Here is a 17,343-nt window from a genome sequence, read left to right as displayed (position 1 = left end):
GCCGCCGCGGCGCTCGCGGTGGCCTCGAGCTCGGGGAACCGCTCCCGCATGGGCTCGACTGCGACCGGATCGTACGCGACGAGCTCGGCGCCGCGCTCCCGCAATAACTCGATGACGGGGATCGCCCGGGAGTTCCGGATATCGTCCGTCTGGGGTTTGAACGCGAGGCCGAGCACCGCGATCCGCGCCCCCTCGAGGTCGACGTGGGTTGCGAGGAGGTCGACCAATCGCTCGGGCTGGTAGTCATTGACGTCAACGGCGGCCTCGAGGACGGCCGGCTCGTAGCCCGCTTCGCGCGCGGCGGCCCGGATGGCGGCGACGTCCTTCGGGAAACACGAGCCGCCCCACCCGACGCCGCTGCGGAGGAATTGCGCGGCAATGCGGTCGTCGAGGCCGATCGCGTCCATCACTTCGTAGGCATCGATCCCGAACTCCTTGCAGATATTCCCGAGATCGTTGACGAGGCTGATCTTTGCGGCGAGGAAGGCGTTGTTCGCGTACTTGATCATCGCGGCCGTACGCGGCTCCGTGTCGACGACCGGTGCCGCGTGGGTCTCGAGCGGGTTCGGGCCGCTCGCGTTCACGATGGGGTCGCTCGTCGCGTTCACAGCCATCGTGATCGGCCTGCAGACCGTGGTCTCGTCGTTCTTCCTGAATTCGGTCGATCGGTAACTGGCGGGTCGGGTTCGATCGGCGCTTCCGTTCGTCGTCGATCGATGCTCCGGGGTCGGTTTGCACTGGCCTTCGTCGGGTTCGTGACGCTGTCTTAGTAACTGTAATTGCGGGTGCCACGCCCCGGTGTTCGGCGAGCGACCAGGGAGGATGACTTCAGGCGTATCGGTAGCAGACCCACGGTGAATATTTCGACTTTAGGGAGGAAGGTGGAACTGGTTACGCGAGCAGGCTCCGGCCGTCCAGCTCTCCCGGCTCGATTTCCAGCAGCTCGAGGAGTGTCGGGGCGATATCGAGCAGGTCGGCGTCCGACACATCGAGCGTCTCGCTGGTCGAGAACAAGCAGGCGTTCTCGAACTTGTGCATTCCGTTTCGCGGCCCTTCGGTAAACACGGCCGTTTTCTCTTTGAACGCGGATTTGAGATCGAACCCGTCGGCCGGAATCACGACGAGGTCAGGTGCGATTTCCGTCTGCTCTCCATCGAAGGCGTCTTCACTCCTTACAATCCTGCGACACACCTGGCGGCCGTCGGGGCCGGTGACCCCTTCCAGATCGGCGATCAGTTCCTCGCGGACGGCGTCGTACTCGGACTCGGGCACGGTCCCGTCCGGTTCCCGCCCCTCGAGGTTCAGGAAGACCCGGCCCGGGATGAGCGAGTAGGCACGTGTGCGTGGACTGATATCGGTGAGGTCCTCGTGGTCGTCAGTGTCATAGGAGAGCCAGCCAGTGTCGGCGAGCCACTGGTTGAGATTGACTTCGTACTCGAGCTGTGTGAACCCGTGATCGGAGGCAACAACGAGCGTCGTGTCGTCGTCGAGCCGGTCGCGAACGTCGCCGATGTACTCGTCGAGGGTCCGGTAGAACTCGAGGAACTCGTCGGCGTACTCGCCGTCGGTCGCGTAGTCGCCGAAGAGGAAGTGGTTCACCCGATCGGTGGTCATGAAGACGCCGAAAAAGAGGTCCCAATCGTCTTGGTCGAGGTAGTGCACGAAGGCGTCACGCCGCGCCTCAAGCGTGTCGTGGGCGTTGTCGATGAACGCGTCCTTCTCGTCGTCGTGGCCGAGCTGTGCGTCGACGTCGATCTGATAGTCGAATTTTTCGAGCGTCTGCTGGAGGGCCGTGCTACTCGCGGCGTCTGCGACGGAGGGCGACAGGAAGCCCGACACCTGACGCTGGACCCGGGACGACGGGGGGAACGTGACCGGGACGTTGAACACGGCCGCATCACGGCCGTGGTTCGTCACGATATCCCAGACCCGATCGGCGGCGACGTGGCTCCCCATCGGGACGTATGTCTCGTATGTCTCCGTTTTGCGGTCCTGAAAGCCGTACACGCCAGTTTGACCGGGGTTTTTGCCGGTAGTCAGGCTCGGCCAACACGCGCTCGATTCCGGCGGGACAATACTGGAGATCTGTCCGCCGCTACCTGTCCGTTCGATCTCGGTCAGGTTCGGAAAGACGTCCGGATGTTCGGCGATGAGTTCGTACGGGACGCCGTCGATGCCAAGAAACACGACTCGGGAATCCGAGCCGCCACGCAGTTTGTCGAATAGGCCCATGAACGGTGGGGGACGGTGCACGGACAAAACCGTTCGGATATTCAATACTGCTGGCGCTCGATCAGTGAGTGGCAACCGACGATCCAAGAGTCCACTGCTCACAGGAGAAGGGGGCCACGACGAAGGCGTACAACTTGCACTCACTGGCGCGATCGTCCACATGGCGAGGACACGTGCGACTGCCGACCCGTGAAGCAGCGTCACCGCAGCGGGATGGACAGCATACCTAGGTGACGTCTCACATTGGAGAGGTTCCGCGCGTGTCGCGGGCGGTGACGGAGCCGACCGGACTCGCCCTTGTCGAGTCTGCCCCTGTTCGGCTACGAGAAGCCGACTGCGGTGTTTATCGACCACTATTAACACTTCGACGAGATTACGGACTTCGTTGACTACTGGGCCGATGAGTGGGAGATCGACCTCGTGTACGCGCGCAACGAGGACGCCGGCGCGTACGTTGACGGGCACGGCCTCGAACCGACGACATCCAATTTCGGCCCTGTCCGAGCACAACCAACACCACGTCCGCGAGCTCCTCGAGTATGAGGAGGACACGTTCCCGTTCCTGCTCGATACGTACGTCGGGAACCATCTCCTGAAGACGGTCGCGCTCACCGACGCGCTCGAGGCGGACGCGATCGATGGCGTCATCCCCGGCGTCCGGTGGGACGAACGGGATGCCCGCGCCGATGGGACGTTCTTCTCGCCCCGCCACGCCCCCGAGATCCACCCACCCCACGATCGCATCCAGCCCATCCTCCAGTTCGACGAAACCGACGTGTGGGACGTCGTCTGGAACTACGTGGTTCCGGATTCCGGATACCGTGGTGGCGTTCCCGGAGGACGGCTACGTCCCGCAGTCGGCCGAAGATCTACCTGAGGGCGTCGACCAGGCCGATGTGCCGATCTCGCCGAAGTCCTTCGCCGGCTTCCGCTCGCTCGGGAGCGAAGTGAGCACGGAGAAGACGACCGAGGATCCGGCGTGGCTGCAGGATCTGGAGAACATTACCGAGCGCGCCGGGCGGGCCCAGGACAAAGAAGACCTGATGGAACGGCTGCGCGACCGCGCTACATGTGAACATAGTACTACTCATATCTCCGCTGTCCGATCGTCGCGACTATAACACTCACCGAATCTTTTTCACTTCTTCAATCCAAACGCTCAACTGACTCTCCGGTAATCTGCTTACAACGCACATGGATCTACTCACCCATCTCTTTCTCCCAATCACGGTTGCGTACGTGGTACGACCGGCGCTCTTTCCGTCGCCGTCGTATCTGTTGTTGGCAGGCTTTGCAGTCCTTCCGGATATCGACAAACTGCTCGGCCTCCAAGGAGCGCTGCATTCGATTATCACCTTAGGGCTGCTTGGCGGTATCGTGTTCGTTGCCGAACGCTGGCACCGAGACGACTCGACGTATGCGATCGTGATTATCACGCTCCTGTTCAGTCACCTCCTGCTCGACTTTCTCAACGGTGGCCCAGTCACGTTCCTGTATCCACTGTCTAATGTCGGGTTCGGACTCACCTATCCCACCGAACTCGTCCTTGGTGACACCGTCGGAACCACCGGGGTTCGGAATCCTGCGCCAGCAGTTGCGACCGATGCTCCCAACCGGAGCCGTGCGGCCTATCCGCTGGTGAACGGGTATGGCGTTCTCTCTGGACTAACCTTTCTCATCATTTATGCCAGAGGCTCACTCTCCGAAAGGCTGTCTGTACGCGGCCCCGATCGGGAGACGTAACGGACGGAACCCACAGTTGGTTCTCGGCTACGGGAGCTGCTCGAGATACCGTTGTACGTACGGATGGAGGTCCTCGACTGGCGGGTCGACCACACGGAGGTGACTGTGTTGGTCGTCGGATACCACTACCTGCTGATCGTCGACTGGTTCGACGACGAACGCAGTGGCGACGTAGTGTTTGCTATCGACACCGTCGATTTCGGAGGTGTCGTAGAAGTGCTCGAAGACGCCGAGCTTCTCGTGAATCTCAACGTCACAGCCGAGCTCCGTCTCGGCGACTCGCTGGACGGCCTCCGTCAGCCGCTCGTTCTTGAGGACGGTGCCGCCGGGCACGAACCACTCACCTTTCGCTGGCTCGTTCTCGCGCAACCCGAGCAGGACACCGCCCTCGTATTTGACGATCAAGTCGACCGAGACGATCGGCACGTTGTCGACGACGACGTCCCACTCCTCCGAGGCTATCCAGCGATCGTTGTCAGCCATCCGTCGTCCTCACGGACGGTGATAGTCGACCGTCTGCTCCAGTCCGTCCTCGAAGGACCACTGCGGTTCCCAGCCGAGGCGCTCGATCTTGTTCGTCTCGAGGGCATATCGCTGGTCGTGGCCGGCGCGGTCCTCGACGAACGTGATCTGGTCGTCCGACCCACCAACGGCGTCGAGGATCGCTTCGGTCACTTCGAGGTTCGTCCGCTCTTCGCCGGAGCCGATATTGTACACCTCGCCCGGCTCGCCCTCCCGGAGCACAACGTCGAGTGCGCGACAGTTGTCCTCGACGTAAATCCACTCGCGGACGTTCGACCCATCACCGTAGACGGGGAGCTCGTTGCCTGCAGCGGCGTTTCGGATGAACTTCGGAATGAGTTTCTCCGTGTGCTGGCGCGGACCGAAGTTGTTACACGTGCGCGTGATGAGCACGGGCAGGTCGTGCGTCGTCCCGTAACTTTTCGCCAGCAAATCGGCACTGGCTTTCGTCGCAGCGTAGGGATTCCGCGGATTCAACCGATCGTCCTCGCTGAAGGTGCCGTCGAGAATCTGTCCGTACACCTCGTCGGTCGAGATCTGGAGAAAGCGATCGATATCCGCATCGAGTGCGGCCTCGAGAAGCGTCTGGGTTCCCTGAACGTTCGTCGTGACGAACGAACCGGCGCCCTCGATCGAGCGATCCACGTGCGATTCGGCCGCGAAGTTGACGATCGCATCGACATCCGAAACGAGATCGGTGACGAGGTCATGATCACAGATACTGCCCTCGACAAATTCGTGTCGGGGATGATCAAGTACGCCGTCGAGGTTGTCGAGTGATCCCGCGTAGGTCAACGCGTCGAGCGTGACGACATCGTCCTCGCGGTTCTCGAGGAGATAGCGGACGTAGTTGGAACCGATGAATCCCGCACCACCGGTAACAAGTATTTGCATACACCCATGTGTATCCCAGCATATATTTACAGTTTCGGAAAACCAGTGTGTACATGGACGTACTCGTTCTCGGCTCCGGTGGTTTACTCGGAAGCGCGCTCGTCAGTCGGTGCCTCGAGCGATCGATCGATGTGGTTGGGACGTACCATTCGAACGCACCCGATTTCGATATCTCACTCGAGCACCACGACGTTCGGGAGACAGACGCGTTCCGAACGATCCTTGACGACTATCAGCCCGAGGTCGTGGTCAACTGTGCTGCCATGACGGACGTGGACGGCTGCGAGTCGGATCGCGAGGCCGCGTTCGACGTCAACGGGACAGCTCCGGGAGACCTCGCCAGTTGCTGTGCAGCGCGCGACGTTCCGTTCGTTCATGTGTCGACGGACTACGTCTTCGATGGGGACACATCGGAGCCGTACGACGAAACGGCGTCGACGGATCCGATCCAGGTCTACGGCGAATCGAAGCTGGCTGGCGAGGAAGCCGTCCGCGCCATCGCTGGTGAGAGTCTAGTAGTCCGACTCTCGTTCGTTTACGGGGTTCGCGGCGATACCGACGATCTCGTCGGTTTTCCGTCCTGGGTTCGTGATACGCTACGATCGGACGACGAGGTCCCGCTCTTCGTCGATCAGCACCTCACACCGACTCGAGCCAGCCAGGCCGCGGAAACGATCCTCGAGCTCCTCGAGACGAGTGCGGAGGGAACGTATCACGTTGCAAGCCGCTCGTGCGTGACGCCGTACGAGTTTGGCCACGAGATCGCTCGGATACAGGGGGCTGATGAGACCTTGATCAACGAGAGCGAACAGGCAGATATCTCGAGACCAGCGGCGCGACCAGCGTACACGTGTCTCGATGTGACTGCGGTCGAACACGAACTCGGGCGGCAGCAACCGCCGCTCGAGGACGAGTTACGGGCGATCGAGGCGCAGTTCTAGAGCTCGTATTGCTCGACGTGTTCGAGGAAGAACTGGCGGTCCTCCTGTGGGAGATCCGCAAACCGGAGCACGTTCTCACAGTCGAGGCCCGGACACTTCATGACGCGATTACCTTCGAGTTCGTTCGCCGAGACGACGGTGCCACAGTCCGTGCAGGTGTGCGTGATGATGCGCATGGTTAGAGTTTGAGCTGCGAGTTCTCGCCGACGACGAGGCGCCGCCCCTCCGGGAGGTCGTCATCCGCGCGGCCGATATCCGCACCGCGACCGAGGAGACTGTCCACGATCTTGCCGTTCGTTTCAATTGTCGACTCGCCGATGACGACGCTGTTCTCGATATGAACGCCCTCGAGGGTTGAGTCCGAGCCGATAGCCGTGTATGGCCCGACGTAGGTGCCCGACTCGATCACCGTGTTTGCGGCGATCGAGACCGGGCCGCGGACGACGGCGCCGTCTTCGATGGTCGCCGTTTCGGCGAGAGCAACCCGTCCCTCGACGGTTGCCTCAGGCGCAATCCGGCCCTCACGCTCGAGGTGATCGTCCTCTAGTACTAGGCGATTGGCCTCAAGGATGTCCTCCGGTTTCCCCGTGTCCTTCCACCAGCCACGGACGACGTGGGAGTCGATCGAGTGCCCGTCTTCCAAGAGCGTCTGGATCGCGTCCGTGATCTCGAGCTCGCCGCGCCACGACGGCTCGAGGCGCTCAATGACATCGAAGACTTCGTTCGAGAAGACATAGATCCCGATGAGCGCGAGATTGGTTGGGGGGTCGTCGGGCTTCTCGATGAGCTGCGTGACGGTGCCGTCGTCATCGACGTCGGCGATCCCGAACTGCTGGGGATTATCGACCTCTTGGAGCGCGATCCCGGCGCCGTAGTCGCCGCGCTCGAAGCTCTCGACGAGCTCCGCGATCCCCTGCTTGAGGATGTTATCCCCGAGATACATCACGAAGTCGTCGTCACCGACGAAATCGCGCGCACAGCCCGCGGCGTGGGCGAGGCCGAGTGGATTCCCCTGGACGATGTACGTGATCTCGACGCCGTAGTCGCTGCCATCGCCGAGCAGTTCCTGAATCTCCTCGCGGCCCTTGTGGCCGAGGATGACGCCGATTTCGGTGACGCCGGCTTCCTTGAGGTCCTCAATCGCGTACTCAAGGACCGGTTTGTTCGCGACGGGCACGAGCTGTTTCGGGCCGGTGTGGGTGATCGGGCGGAGCCGCGACCCCGTCCCCCCCGATAGCAGGACGCCTTTCATGGTATCATCATTCTCATACTGATTGAAATACCGTTCGTTTGTCGGAGTATCTGATTCAACAAGTCTAAGAAAACTGTTATAGAGCTTGGCCAAAATCATCCGATAATGCTCAAAGAGTTCGCGAAAACCGGTCTCGACGCGTTCCGGCGGTATCGAAGCCGGATAGCGTTCGAATCGAGATCAAGGAAGGTTCCAGCGGTCACTATAGACGAACCCCAGAATGTCCTCGTCATCACGATCGATTGCCTGCGCAACGACCGGATCTCCCGAACCGGCTATCGGCGTGATACAACCCCGTTCATTGATTCGTTGAACTCATTCACACCAGCGATTGCAGCTGCACCGTGGACATTCAGCTCAGTTCCGTCCATTCTCACCGGTTTGTATCCACACAGGCACGGTGCTGCGTATCCGGATGACTCGTCGCGGAATCAGGACCTCAGCAATCCTCCAAACGGCGTCCGTGACGATGTCTATACGATCGCCGAATTGCTTGATGCAAACGGCTATGAGACGCAGTTCCTCACGGCGATCGGGACCGCTGCTGTTCCGGTCGAAGGCCGATTCAAGTCCATGAAACGACGCCATGATGCGGATGCCGAAACGCTCCTCTCGGAAATGAGTGATTGGTGGAATGCGGAATCTAGTCCGAAGTTTGGCTACGTTCAATTAGGCGATCTGCATGAGCCACTTCACGAACCCGAGACCAACTATTTCGGGGAGATTCCGAATCTTGACGGAATTGACCGCTGGCGATTCACGTCAGGTGACAAGCAGAGCGAGGCGTTTGAAGAGTACCGTTCCGCGCGGGAACTCCTGTATGACACGCTCGTCCGCTACGTCGACGAGCAGATTGAGCGCGCACTCGATGCATTAGTAGACCTGGATGAAGCCCTCGTCATCGTGACCAGCGACCATGGAGAGGAGTTCTGGGAGTACGATGAATTCGAGGAAGCTCATTTCGAGGACTCCCGCGGAATCAGTGGCGTCGGTCACGGCCACGCACTCGTTCCGCCAGTTCTCGAAGTCCCAATCGCGACGACTATCGACGGAATTCCGTCCGCTGAATCACGGCGGAGTTCGACCGACATCGTGCCGACGATCCTTCAGGAGTTAGGAGCGGACGTGCCCCTCGAGTTTGACGGGCGGCCGCTTCAAGATCCTGTCCCGGCAAACGAGCCGATGCTCTCTCAAGAAATTGCGTATGGGCCGAACCAAATCAGCGTCACTGTGGATGACGATCACCTCATTTACGTCCCGATGGACGACCGGTCGCTGGTGATTGACTTTGAAACTGGCGACCCTGTCCCCGATTCGAATGTGAAAGAACGCCTTCTAGAGTACGTTCCTCGGGAGCGGGCAACTGGCTCCGATGTAGATCTGTCTTCGGACGTGCAAGAGCGTCTCTCGGATCTTGGATACGCCGAGTGACCGTCGTTACTCGTGCGGCGGCTCTTCCCAATCCAGAGGGATTCTGTCGGTGTCGTAGGGGATGCGTTCCTCGTCGGGATTCTCGTAGTCGTAGAGCTCCGTGGGGAAGTTGAGCAGGAACGCCGGTTCATCGCCGATCGCCTTGAAGCCGTGCCAGCAGCCACCCGGAATGCGGATCGCCTGCTGGTTGTCCTCCCCGATGACGAAGGTGTCGAGTTCGCCCTGGGTCGGGGAGTCCTCACGCTCGTCGTAGATGCCGACCTTGATCCGTCCCTTTGGACAGATGAAGTGGTCAACCTGGCCCTCATGATGGCGGTGCCAGGCTCGAATAATACCTGGATAGGTCATCGAGTAGTACGACATCGCGGGATCGGGGTCGTAGAGTTCCCAGTCCTCGCGGAAGACTTCCACGAGGTGGCCGCGTTCGTCGGCGTTTACTTGGAGGTCTCGAAGGGTGACATCATGTATATGAGCCATGTCTTAGCAATCATAACGAAATATTCACGGTGGCTATATTACATATTCGGTTTATATTGGTTCTATTGAATCCACTGACAGCGTCGGGATAAGTCGTCAGTGGATTCAATAGAACCAATCGAGAGAAAAAGCGATCACCGAAGACGGTGATCGTGCCGAGTAAACATGTCCAGTCGCGTTGTCCAGAAAGTTCAACTGCCGGCCGCGTGCCGTGCGGAAACCACGCGATACGCGGCTCAACTTGCACGGATTTCTCGGTTTGATCGATACAGACTACTGTGGCGTCCAATCCCCGCCGCTTTTTTGAACTCCTCGCGGAACGTCTCTTGCTCGTCAGCATTAGACTCGGCGGCTGTACAGCGTGGTTTTTGATAGCTCAATCCCGCTTTTTTGAGCAACCGCCGGCAACTCGGGGTTGAGTATTCAACGTCGTGCGTTTCGTCGAGATACTGCCGTACGAGCGCTTGATGACTGAGTTCACGGTTTCACAGATCGAGCGCTGATTGAACAGGTCGTCCTCGATCCGTGCGTTGTGCGCGTTCGTAGGATGTAAAGACGCGATGTTTGATCAGTGGTCTCACGTCTTCAGACCGAAGTTCTTCGCAGAAGCTCATGTCGTCATAGCCTTTGTCGCGGCGAGGCTGAGCAGGTCGCCGGCGTTGCGCCGGGCGACCTGCGGCCCGATGTTGGTTCCATTGGGCCACTTCGTCCTGCAGTGGGCGTTGATAACTGCGCCCTGCGCGGTATCGATGAGAAACGTCACTTGTATCGTTTGTACTTCCCGATCACAGCGTTTGAGGTAGTGAGTTGAGGCCTGTCGGCGGTCGAAGTATCGTCGATAGCGGCGTGACCGGACTGCTCGAGCAGTTCCGACGAGAGTCGGAGCAGCTCTCGCCAGATATGCATTGGCGCTCGGTCAAAGGACTTGCAGAGCGCGGATGGGCCGGGGAACTCGCCGCGCTCGATCTCGAGCGCGACTCACAGCTGCTCCATCTCTTCGGTCCAATCGAGAACTTCTTCGAGCGTCGCTTCCATGTGAAACCGGAGAAAATGCGGGACAGCATGCTTCCAGCCGGCAACGGAGTTGCCGGCAGGGTGGCTGATCTGCATCAGCGCTGCATCAGTAAGTCTTCGTGCGATCGATACAGCCTGTTTAATGAAGCGGAAAAGAGTCTTTTGCACAAAGCTTCCTTTTCCGCTTCAATTCAATCATACTAACGACTTATCCCGACGCTGTCGGTGGATTCAATAGAACCCGGCGATACACAACGCTGCGTCAGTCACTTACCGGTCAAATGCTAGCAGAGGTGCTAAACTAAACACTGCCCTTGAATCGTAACAATAATCTGCTCTAATACAAATTCTACAGTAGTGCACTTAAGGCTGGTACTATGACTGGGTCATCTGACGGGCTTATTGATGTTCTTCGCGGAGCAGGCATCATTTTTCTCGGTACAATAATCGGTAGAGGGATCGGTCTACTAGGAGAGGTACTTCTTGCGCGAATACTGCTCCCAGATCAGTTTGGTGATATTGCACTTGCTTATACAATTGTTTCAATGCTTGCAGTCATTGTGACGCTTGGGACTGCGCAGGGTGTTCCCCGACTCATATCAGGGGATGAATCCCAGGAACGGAAACAACGACTATTACTTTCAGGATTTTCAATCACTATATCAATTGGACTTTTAACTTTTATCAGTCTAATTGCCTTTTCATCAACTATTGGGGAAATATTTGGCAACCCAGAAATGGCTACGGTTCTACCCTGGTTCGGGCTCTACCTGCTCACATTTCCTGCGGCGCGTGTCAGTATTGGTGGGCTGCGTGGGATTGAACAAAGTTGGAAGACAGTCGTCGCTCGGAATAGTGGTCGAATTTCTGGCATAGTTGGACTTGTGTTTATGATATGGATTGGAGCAGAAACAATTGGTGCGGTCGGATACTATATCGTAACACAGCTTATTATTGCTCTTGTTGCAGCATATTTTCTCTATGAGCAACTATTCGCTGGTACTGGACGGAACTGGATGCCTAATAAAAGCGAAATAAATGAAACCTTTTCATTCTCTTGGCCATTAGCAGTCAGTAGTGGATTCCTCATTCTGGTAGGAAATTTCGACATATTGATGGTTGGATATTTTCTAGAATCAAGACAGGTTGGCTATTACCGAGCTATCCAACCATTAGCATTACTGTTACTAGTTATTCTTTCGTCGTTCGTTTTCTTATTCATGCCAATAGTCACTAAACACTACAAATCCAATGATATTAATATTGTTAATAACCTATTCACTTCAACAACAAAGCTCGTTTCGCTGATCGCGTTTCCTATCGCACTCGTATTTGTTCTCTTTTCGGAGGATGTCGTTGTTGCTTTCTACGGTGCGGATTACGCACCAGCAGCTCTTGCGTTTAGTGTCCTTGCAACAGGAAGTTATCTCCGAGTGTTCGTGGGACCAAATGCAGCTATGATAAAAGCAATTAATCGGACACGGATAGACATGATTTCAGCAGTTGCTGGACTTCTTGTGAACATAATATTAAACGTGACGCTCATACCAATATATGGTATATCTGGTGCAGCATTCGCCACAGGCGTTGGGTATTTTGTATACAACGTTATTGAGCTCGGAGTTGTCTATCACTCCATTGGAACTCATCCCTTCTCTCTAAATACAGTAAAACCCTTAATTCCGACGACAGTGGTCGCTATCAGTATTGCTTCTCTCACAGCGAGCCAGTCACTTGATCTTATCATGTTACTCGTAATCGGAGGAGTGATCGCGATTATTCAGTTCGTTTCTGTCTTCGCTACACAAAGTCTTGAGACAACAGATGAACTTATTTTGCAGCGTCTCGAGAACCGTCTCGGTGTGGATCTCCCATTTGTGACGCAACAAATCGAGGGACAAAATAATAAAGAGGAAGAACTGTGAGTAGAGCTAATAACAGAGGTAGCATTATGGATGAGACACAAACGAATAATGTAATTGTACTGGTTCTCGACTCTATCCGAGCTGATCATTGCTCTACCTATGGATACAAGCGAGAAACGACCCCTGAACTTAGCGCATTCGCAGAAGATGCATATACGTTCGAGCATGCATATTCGACTGGTTCTTGGACTGTCCCTGCTCACGGGTCTTTGTTCACGGGACGTTTGCCAACGGAACACGGAGCACATGCGGATCATAAGTATCTTTCTCAGAATGCTGATGAAACACTTTCTGGAAAGCTGAGGAAAAAAGGGTATCACACTGCATGTTTCTCTGGGAACCCATGGCTGACCAATGAGTTTGGTTTTGATACAGGTTTTGATCAGATAGATCACATTCGATCAAAGTTGCCGTTCGACGACGCAGGGGATCCACGGGAATTGAATTGGTATGACAATACCTTTAAAACCGCTTATCAAGCAGGACAGTGGATACTTGGTGACAATCCAATTAAGCGAACTGTCAACGCAGTATCTCTACGCCTTTCTAACTGGACGTTCCCGAAGGGAGATCGCCTGAACGACGTCATGATTGACTGGCTAGATACCGATGCAGGCGACGATCCATTCTTTCTGTTTGCAAACTATATGGATGGCCATGAACCGTACTTACTTGATGAACCATATGACAAATTCCTTGATGAAACAACCGGTGAAGAGCTAGATATCAATTGGAACCTAGGTTCGTTAATAAATCCGCCAAAAACTGACAAGACTACTATCGTAGATGCTTATGACTCTTCACTACACTATCTTGATAAAACAATCGGAGAATTTATCGCTGAATTAAATGAACGAGGAATTTTAGACAATACTGCACTTGTTGTCCTTGGTGACCATGGGCAATGTCTTGGCGACCATGAATATTGGGGGCACGGGACTTTTTTATATAAGGAACTTTTACACGTTCCCGTCATTATTCGTCCACCAGGTGGCGCTGATGAGTCCAAACGGATTACTCGAATAACCTCGCTCACAGATGTCTACGATTTTATCCTTGATCTTGCTACCGGTGAATTTAGTCCCGACCAATCCACTGAGGTAACACGAAACGCTGAAATCGCAGCCTGCGCTGAATCCCTGGGAAAACATCAAGATATAGCTATTCCTGATGATCAATACTCTACAAGAGGTTATCGGGCGTTGTACCTCCCAGATGTGAGCGGCGTCCATAATCTTGAAACCGATGAATATACACTTCGTTCCCCAGACGGATCCGAACTGCAGTGTGATGACCGAGAAGTAGAGCTTCGAAACACTGAACAAGAGTTACTTGATCAAATGGATAGGTATGAAGGCAAAGAATCAGAGAGAGAATTAGAAGAAAAGACACGTCGTCAACTTGAAGACCTTGGGTATATGTGAGCGTGATTCTATGAGAATTCCGCTAAATACCTGAAGCGTGATGTATGCTATAAAGTCCCGAAGTCGATCTATGACATGCACCTCCGAGTACGGGAGCGTGACGGACCTCGGATGCGAAGGAGCGGGAAAATTGGGATCGCAGTCCGGCCGATCGGGATTGGCCGTGGCTGCAAGCCCGTAGAGATCTCGTTCCGCTTCACGCATTCAGGACTCCAGAGGAGACTATGACCACGCTCTTGTGAAGCACATTGTTGGTGAGTCAGAGGACATCGAACGATTTCTTTGAGGGCTTCTCGACTGGGTTGCGGAGGATTCTTTGCCGGATCTGGAACGTCCAGAGATACGCTGTCAGTTTGCCCTTTGTGACGCCTTGATGAGGCAAGAGCCATGCATCGCTGGCGCGACCATCCGTGTTCGGTTAAGCCGAGAAACCGAGAGACAGCGCTCATTTGATGAAGTTATCGTTGTAGACCGCGTGGGGAGAGGTTGTGAAACCCGAACTCTCCCCAACTCTCATTCGACGGCGGCTGACTTCCCTCTTTCCAGCTGAGCTTATCGAAGAGATCGCGTACGAGCGCGATGTCGTCCAACGCCACCAAACAATCGACATAACGATGCTCGCTTGGACGCTTATCATGGGCTTCGCCGTCGACGGCGAAGCCCGGACTATCGCCGGATTTCAGCGCGCCTACTCCGCAGCGACCAACCAGACTGTTGCTCGTTCCAGCTTCTACGACCGATTCACCCCAGCACTTGCTGCATTGATGAGCGACCTCCTCGAGCATGCTCTCGAGGAGGTCGCGGTTCCTCACACGATCGCTCCACGGTTCGAATTGTTTCGTGAGGTGCTGATCGCCGATGCAACCGTCTTCCGGTTGCATCGGCTCCTCAGCGAGTTTCCAGCGACTCACTCGGATCAGTCCGGCGCAAAGCTTCACCTCGTCCATAATGCCACTACTCAGAGCCTCGCACCATTCCAGCTCACCGACGAACGCACCCAGGAGAGCAGCCAGCTCCAAACAGGGAGCTGGCTGCGAGGCCGGTTGTTGCTGTTCGATCTCGGGTTCTACAGTTTCCGCCGGTTCGCGTTGATCGAGGAAAACGGCGGGTTCTTTCTGACGCGGCTGAAGTCGAACGCGAACCCGTTAATCGTCGGAGAGCGGCGGAAATGGCGCGGGTGCGCCATTTCCTTGCCAGGCCGTCGCCTTCAGGACGTTCTGGGCGACCTCACACGAGAGCTCATCGACGTGACTGTGGAGATCACGTTCAAGCGACGGCCGTACGCTGGGAAACAATCAACCGACACGATGGAGTTCCGCGTCGTCGGTGTCCGCAACGAGGACACCGACGACTACCATCTGTACGTCACGAACCTGCCCGATGAGTTCACTCCGAAGCAGGTTGCGGCGCTGTATGGGTTGCGGTGGGAGGTGGAGTTGCTGTTCCGAGAGTTAAAATCGCTATACGGGCTGGAGAAGTTCCAGACAAGCGATCCAGCAATCGTGGAACTGCTGGTTGTGGCGGCTCTGCTGACGCTTGTGGTCAGCAGAGCCTTACTCGGCGTGTTTCAGGAGCTGTTCCCTGAGACGATATTCCCCCGGGAACGCTGGGCGAAGACCTTCCGGTCTCTCGCCCAGCTCATCCTCGAAGATTTGAGCCAGTCGTTCGGGCATCCACCGCCAAACCTGTCGGAGTTGATGTTTCGTGATGCTCGTCAACCAGAGAAATCACGCCTCTTACTCAGCGAACGAGTGACTAAAGCCTTCATGAGGCGATCCAGTGCTTAACCGAACACCAATGCTGGCGCGACGGTGACTCTCGCAGGTATTCACGTGGATATCTCCATCTACGTATTCTCCCTCACCATCGAGAGGGTCGTAGACACGAAATCTATCGGTGTAGACGGTCGGTGACTCCTCCTCGTGGTTGTCAAGGAGGAGTCGCACGGTCGATTTGTCAGTGGATTCCGAAGTCACAACATATCGCTGATCGCTGCCGCGATCAGCGAGGATAACCACTGGTGGCCATCTACTTTTAGCTACTTGACTTCGCACGTTATGCCGTTAGATCGCGTATATACCACGTGAACCGTTGATAATGCCGATCACGTCGTTCCTGTCTTGTACTGAGTCGATCGACCAGTTGGAGTGTTTCTCGACGAGGCAGAAATACTACATCACGATCTACATGACAGGTCTTGTTGCGGCCAGTAACAAGACCCTTCAGGGTTTCTCGAATATCGTTCTTCCGGCTACGCTCTTGTGAAGGAGATTGTTGGTAACCGCGATTAGCGGTCAGGGCCGATCGTAAAACCACCCTCATAGCTGCTCAGATCGATAACTTGGTCGGCGCTTGATAAACTCCGTGCTGTGTCGAAACCACCAGACGACTCTCCACCAACAACGTGCTTCACAAGAGCGTCCGGCTAAGAGTGAACGGTCCTTGACAAATTCCTCACCGAGTACAACCGAGACGAAGATCAACTCAACAGAGAATGATTCGCACTGCTTCAGCAAGCCGACGATACGAGATGGAGCAGGAAGGTGTCGTCATCGAGTAGTCTGCGAAAGGTTTATCCTTTCAGAAGCGCAAAGACTGCAATGAAGAGGAGGCTACGGAGCCTTTTGGTGAAGAACCTAACAAAAACAGAACTCGACCATGCGATCAAGAAGGCGCAGAAGGCGGACGAGCCCCGTCTTGCCCGCCGGTTGTGTTTCGTGAAGAACCTCTACTAGGGCGATACGCGAAAGGAAGCTGGCGACCGCGTCGGATCTCTCGATCCACGACACGTCGGTGTGCTGGCGCATGGAATGAAGACAGTGTCGAGGAGCTCCGCCCGCGCTTCGGCGGCCGCTCGCCGCCGAAGCTCACCCCAGCACAGTTTGATGAACTCTGTACGATTCTCGCTACGCTGGAACTCCGCTTCAACCTCAACATCGATAGATAGAGGTCATCGACTACGCCGTGAATCTTCTCACCCACCAAGGGAATGCTGTCGCCACGCCATTCCCGTAATTCTCCGGTTATTACCGGGTTCACGTTTGATTTAGCCGACTCACGAAGTAGTCGTCTTTCTCGTCGATCAGTGCGAAACGGCGGTACTTGAAATACATTTGATCGAACAGTACCAACGGCCTTTGAGCCATGGACCTGTGTCAAACTCCGTGCTGTCGTGTGCTTTTTCGTCAGTGATGCTGAACTGGTCGATCGTCTGATCGGTGACGTTGTGGAGCCGCGCTCCACCCTTCTCCCCTTTCCATGGTTCGTACGCATCAGCGAGAAACCGATGTAACCGCAGGATCGTTCCGTCAGCGACCATCACGTCACGGAATCAGTCGAAATTTGCATCGACTGTACCCGGGACAGCGACCCCACCGAGCGCGAGCTCGCCGCTTGCTTTCTTTCTTCGGACGTATCCGGGAGGGGCATCGCCGTCGTCACCGGAACAATGACGCAAAATACAATAGTTTTGACCCTTCGATAAACAC

General features: G+C 55.9%; 13 protein-coding genes and 7 pseudogenes. 8 read left to right on the top strand and 12 right to left on the bottom strand.

Going from position 1 to position 17,343, the window contains the following annotated elements; translation table 11 throughout:
- Positions 1 to 560, bottom strand: a pseudogene (locus PGX04_RS10305) (nucleotide sugar dehydrogenase); the annotation flags it as partial.
- On the opposite strand from PGX04_RS10305, the gene PGX04_RS35030 reads away from it, so the two are divergent.
- Positions 529 to 672 carry a hypothetical protein gene (locus PGX04_RS35030; protein ID WP_465263804.1) on the top strand — a complete coding sequence of 48 codons (144 nt, stop codon included), beginning with the start codon at positions 529 to 531 and terminating at the stop codon, positions 670 to 672. The pseudogene PGX04_RS10305 and the gene PGX04_RS35030 overlap by 32 nt on opposite strands.
- 219 nt (positions 673 to 891) lie before the next feature.
- Here PGX04_RS35030 and PGX04_RS10300 read toward each other — a convergent pair whose 3' ends face one another.
- On the bottom strand, positions 892 to 2,232 hold the full coding sequence (locus PGX04_RS10300) for an alkaline phosphatase family protein (protein ID WP_273738407.1): 1,341 nt from the start codon (positions 2,230 to 2,232) through the stop codon (positions 892 to 894).
- A 315-nt stretch (positions 2,233 to 2,547) separates the two neighbouring features.
- Here PGX04_RS10300 and PGX04_RS10295 point away from each other — a divergent pair.
- Both PGX04_RS10295 and PGX04_RS10290 read left to right on the top strand, forming a co-directional pair.
- A pseudogene (locus tag PGX04_RS10295) lies at positions 2,548 to 3,353 on the top strand (phosphoadenosine phosphosulfate reductase domain-containing protein); the annotation flags it as partial.
- 73 nt (positions 3,354 to 3,426) lie between these two features.
- The gene (locus PGX04_RS10290) at positions 3,427 to 3,975 is read left to right on the top strand and encodes a metal-dependent hydrolase (RefSeq protein WP_273738406.1); all 549 of its coding nucleotides are present in this window, start codon (positions 3,427 to 3,429) and stop codon (positions 3,973 to 3,975) included.
- A gap of 27 nt (positions 3,976 to 4,002) precedes the next feature.
- On the opposite strand, the gene PGX04_RS10285 is transcribed toward PGX04_RS10290, so the two are convergent.
- On the bottom strand, positions 4,003 to 4,458 hold the full coding sequence (locus PGX04_RS10285) for a GDP-mannose mannosyl hydrolase (protein ID WP_273738405.1): 456 nt from the start codon (positions 4,456 to 4,458) through the stop codon (positions 4,003 to 4,005).
- 9 nt (positions 4,459 to 4,467) lie between these two features.
- Complete coding sequence (gene rfbB, locus PGX04_RS10280) at positions 4,468 to 5,391, bottom strand: dTDP-glucose 4,6-dehydratase (RefSeq protein ID WP_273738404.1); 924 nt, start codon at positions 5,389 to 5,391, stop codon at positions 4,468 to 4,470.
- Between the two features lie 53 nt (positions 5,392 to 5,444).
- Between rfbB and rfbD the strand changes: the two genes are divergently transcribed.
- On the top strand, positions 5,445 to 6,332 hold the full coding sequence (gene rfbD, locus PGX04_RS10275) for a dTDP-4-dehydrorhamnose reductase (RefSeq protein ID WP_273738403.1): 888 nt from the start codon (positions 5,445 to 5,447) through the stop codon (positions 6,330 to 6,332).
- Here the strand turns inward: rfbD and PGX04_RS10270 are convergent.
- Together PGX04_RS10270 and PGX04_RS10265 are read right to left on the bottom strand one after the other, a co-directional pair.
- Positions 6,329 to 6,508 carry a hypothetical protein gene (locus PGX04_RS10270; RefSeq protein WP_273738402.1) on the bottom strand — a complete coding sequence of 60 codons (180 nt, stop codon included), beginning with the start codon at positions 6,506 to 6,508 and terminating at the stop codon, positions 6,329 to 6,331. The two genes, rfbD and PGX04_RS10270, sit on opposite strands and share 4 nt — an antisense overlap.
- 2 nt (positions 6,509 to 6,510) lie before the next feature.
- Positions 6,511 to 7,584, bottom strand: a complete 1,074-nt coding sequence (locus PGX04_RS10265; protein ID WP_273738401.1) for a glucose-1-phosphate thymidylyltransferase — start codon at positions 7,582 to 7,584, stop codon at positions 6,511 to 6,513.
- Between the two features lie 105 nt (positions 7,585 to 7,689).
- Between PGX04_RS10265 and PGX04_RS10260 the strand changes: the two genes are divergently transcribed.
- The gene (locus PGX04_RS10260) at positions 7,690 to 9,015 is read left to right on the top strand and encodes a sulfatase-like hydrolase/transferase (RefSeq protein WP_273738400.1); all 1,326 of its coding nucleotides are present in this window, start codon (positions 7,690 to 7,692) and stop codon (positions 9,013 to 9,015) included.
- 6 nt (positions 9,016 to 9,021) lie between these two features.
- Here the strand turns inward: PGX04_RS10260 and PGX04_RS10255 are convergent, their stop codons facing one another.
- The 3 genes and pseudogenes from PGX04_RS10255 to PGX04_RS10245 all read right to left on the bottom strand — a co-directional run bounded on the left by PGX04_RS10255 (position 9,022) and on the right by PGX04_RS10245 (position 10,674).
- A complete protein-coding gene (locus PGX04_RS10255) occupies positions 9,022 to 9,492 on the bottom strand; it encodes a dTDP-4-dehydrorhamnose 3,5-epimerase family protein (protein ID WP_273738399.1) in 471 nt (156 codons plus the stop codon).
- A 118-nt stretch (positions 9,493 to 9,610) separates the two neighbouring features.
- Positions 9,611 to 9,956, bottom strand: a pseudogene (locus PGX04_RS10250) (winged helix-turn-helix domain-containing protein); the annotation flags it as partial.
- Positions 9,869 to 10,674, bottom strand: a pseudogene (locus PGX04_RS10245) (transposase). The pseudogenes PGX04_RS10245 and PGX04_RS10250, both read right to left, overlap by 88 nt.
- Before the next feature lie 209 nt (positions 10,675 to 10,883).
- On the opposite strand from PGX04_RS10245, the gene PGX04_RS10240 reads away from it, so the two are divergent.
- Entirely contained in the window at positions 10,884 to 12,431 is a 1,548-nt protein-coding gene (locus tag PGX04_RS10240) for a flippase (RefSeq protein WP_273738398.1), read from the top strand.
- A 26-nt stretch (positions 12,432 to 12,457) separates the two neighbouring features.
- A complete protein-coding gene (locus PGX04_RS10235; RefSeq protein ID WP_273738397.1) occupies positions 12,458 to 13,855 on the top strand; it encodes a sulfatase in 1,398 nt (465 codons plus the stop codon).
- Between the two features lie 269 nt (positions 13,856 to 14,124).
- Here PGX04_RS10235 and PGX04_RS10230 read toward each other — a convergent pair.
- A pseudogene (locus PGX04_RS10230) lies at positions 14,125 to 14,243 on the bottom strand (IS1595 family transposase); the annotation flags it as partial.
- A 100-nt stretch (positions 14,244 to 14,343) separates the two neighbouring features.
- Between PGX04_RS10230 and PGX04_RS10225 the strand changes: the two are divergent.
- Complete coding sequence (locus PGX04_RS10225; RefSeq protein ID WP_273738396.1) at positions 14,344 to 15,642, top strand: IS4 family transposase; 1,299 nt, start codon at positions 14,344 to 14,346, stop codon at positions 15,640 to 15,642.
- Here the strand turns inward: PGX04_RS10225 and PGX04_RS10220 are convergent.
- Both PGX04_RS10220 and PGX04_RS10215 read right to left on the bottom strand, forming a co-directional pair.
- A pseudogene (locus PGX04_RS10220) lies at positions 15,610 to 15,879 on the bottom strand (IS1595 family transposase); the annotation flags it as partial. The gene PGX04_RS10225 and the pseudogene PGX04_RS10220 sit on opposite strands and share 33 nt — an antisense overlap.
- 884 nt (positions 15,880 to 16,763) lie before the next feature.
- Positions 16,764 to 17,243: pseudogene (locus tag PGX04_RS10215) on the bottom strand (transposase); the annotation flags it as partial.
- Positions 17,244 to 17,343: the final 100 nt, after the last annotated feature.

This window comes from Natrinema soli (assembly GCF_028618695.1).
The sequence above is the reverse complement of the archived record's forward strand: the minus strand, read 5'-3'. Positions and strand labels throughout refer to the sequence as shown.

What these genes read in the sequence shown, in the direction of transcription:
- PGX04_RS10300 (WP_273738407.1), bottom strand. Translation starts at nt 2,232, where the DNA reads ATGGGCCTATTCGACAAACTGCGTGGCGGCTCGGATTCCCGAGTCGTG.
- PGX04_RS10290 (WP_273738406.1), top strand. Translation starts at nt 3,427, where the DNA reads ATGGATCTACTCACCCATCTCTTTCTCCCAATCACGGTTGCGTACGTG.
- PGX04_RS10285 (WP_273738405.1), bottom strand. Translation starts at nt 4,458, where the DNA reads ATGGCTGACAACGATCGCTGGATAGCCTCGGAGGAGTGGGACGTCGTC.
- rfbB (WP_273738404.1), bottom strand. Translation starts at nt 5,391, where the DNA reads ATGCAAATACTTGTTACCGGTGGTGCGGGATTCATCGGTTCCAACTAC.
- rfbD (WP_273738403.1), top strand. Translation starts at nt 5,445, where the DNA reads ATGGACGTACTCGTTCTCGGCTCCGGTGGTTTACTCGGAAGCGCGCTC.
- PGX04_RS10270 (WP_273738402.1), bottom strand. Translation starts at nt 6,508, where the DNA reads ATGCGCATCATCACGCACACCTGCACGGACTGTGGCACCGTCGTCTCG.
- PGX04_RS10265 (WP_273738401.1), bottom strand. Translation starts at nt 7,584, where the DNA reads ATGAAAGGCGTCCTGCTATCGGGGGGGACGGGGTCGCGGCTCCGCCCG.
- PGX04_RS10260 (WP_273738400.1), top strand. Translation starts at nt 7,690, where the DNA reads ATGCTCAAAGAGTTCGCGAAAACCGGTCTCGACGCGTTCCGGCGGTAT.
- PGX04_RS10255 (WP_273738399.1), bottom strand. Translation starts at nt 9,492, where the DNA reads ATGGCTCATATACATGATGTCACCCTTCGAGACCTCCAAGTAAACGCC.
- PGX04_RS10240 (WP_273738398.1), top strand. Translation starts at nt 10,884, where the DNA reads ATGACTGGGTCATCTGACGGGCTTATTGATGTTCTTCGCGGAGCAGGC.
- PGX04_RS10235 (WP_273738397.1), top strand. Translation starts at nt 12,458, where the DNA reads ATGGATGAGACACAAACGAATAATGTAATTGTACTGGTTCTCGACTCT.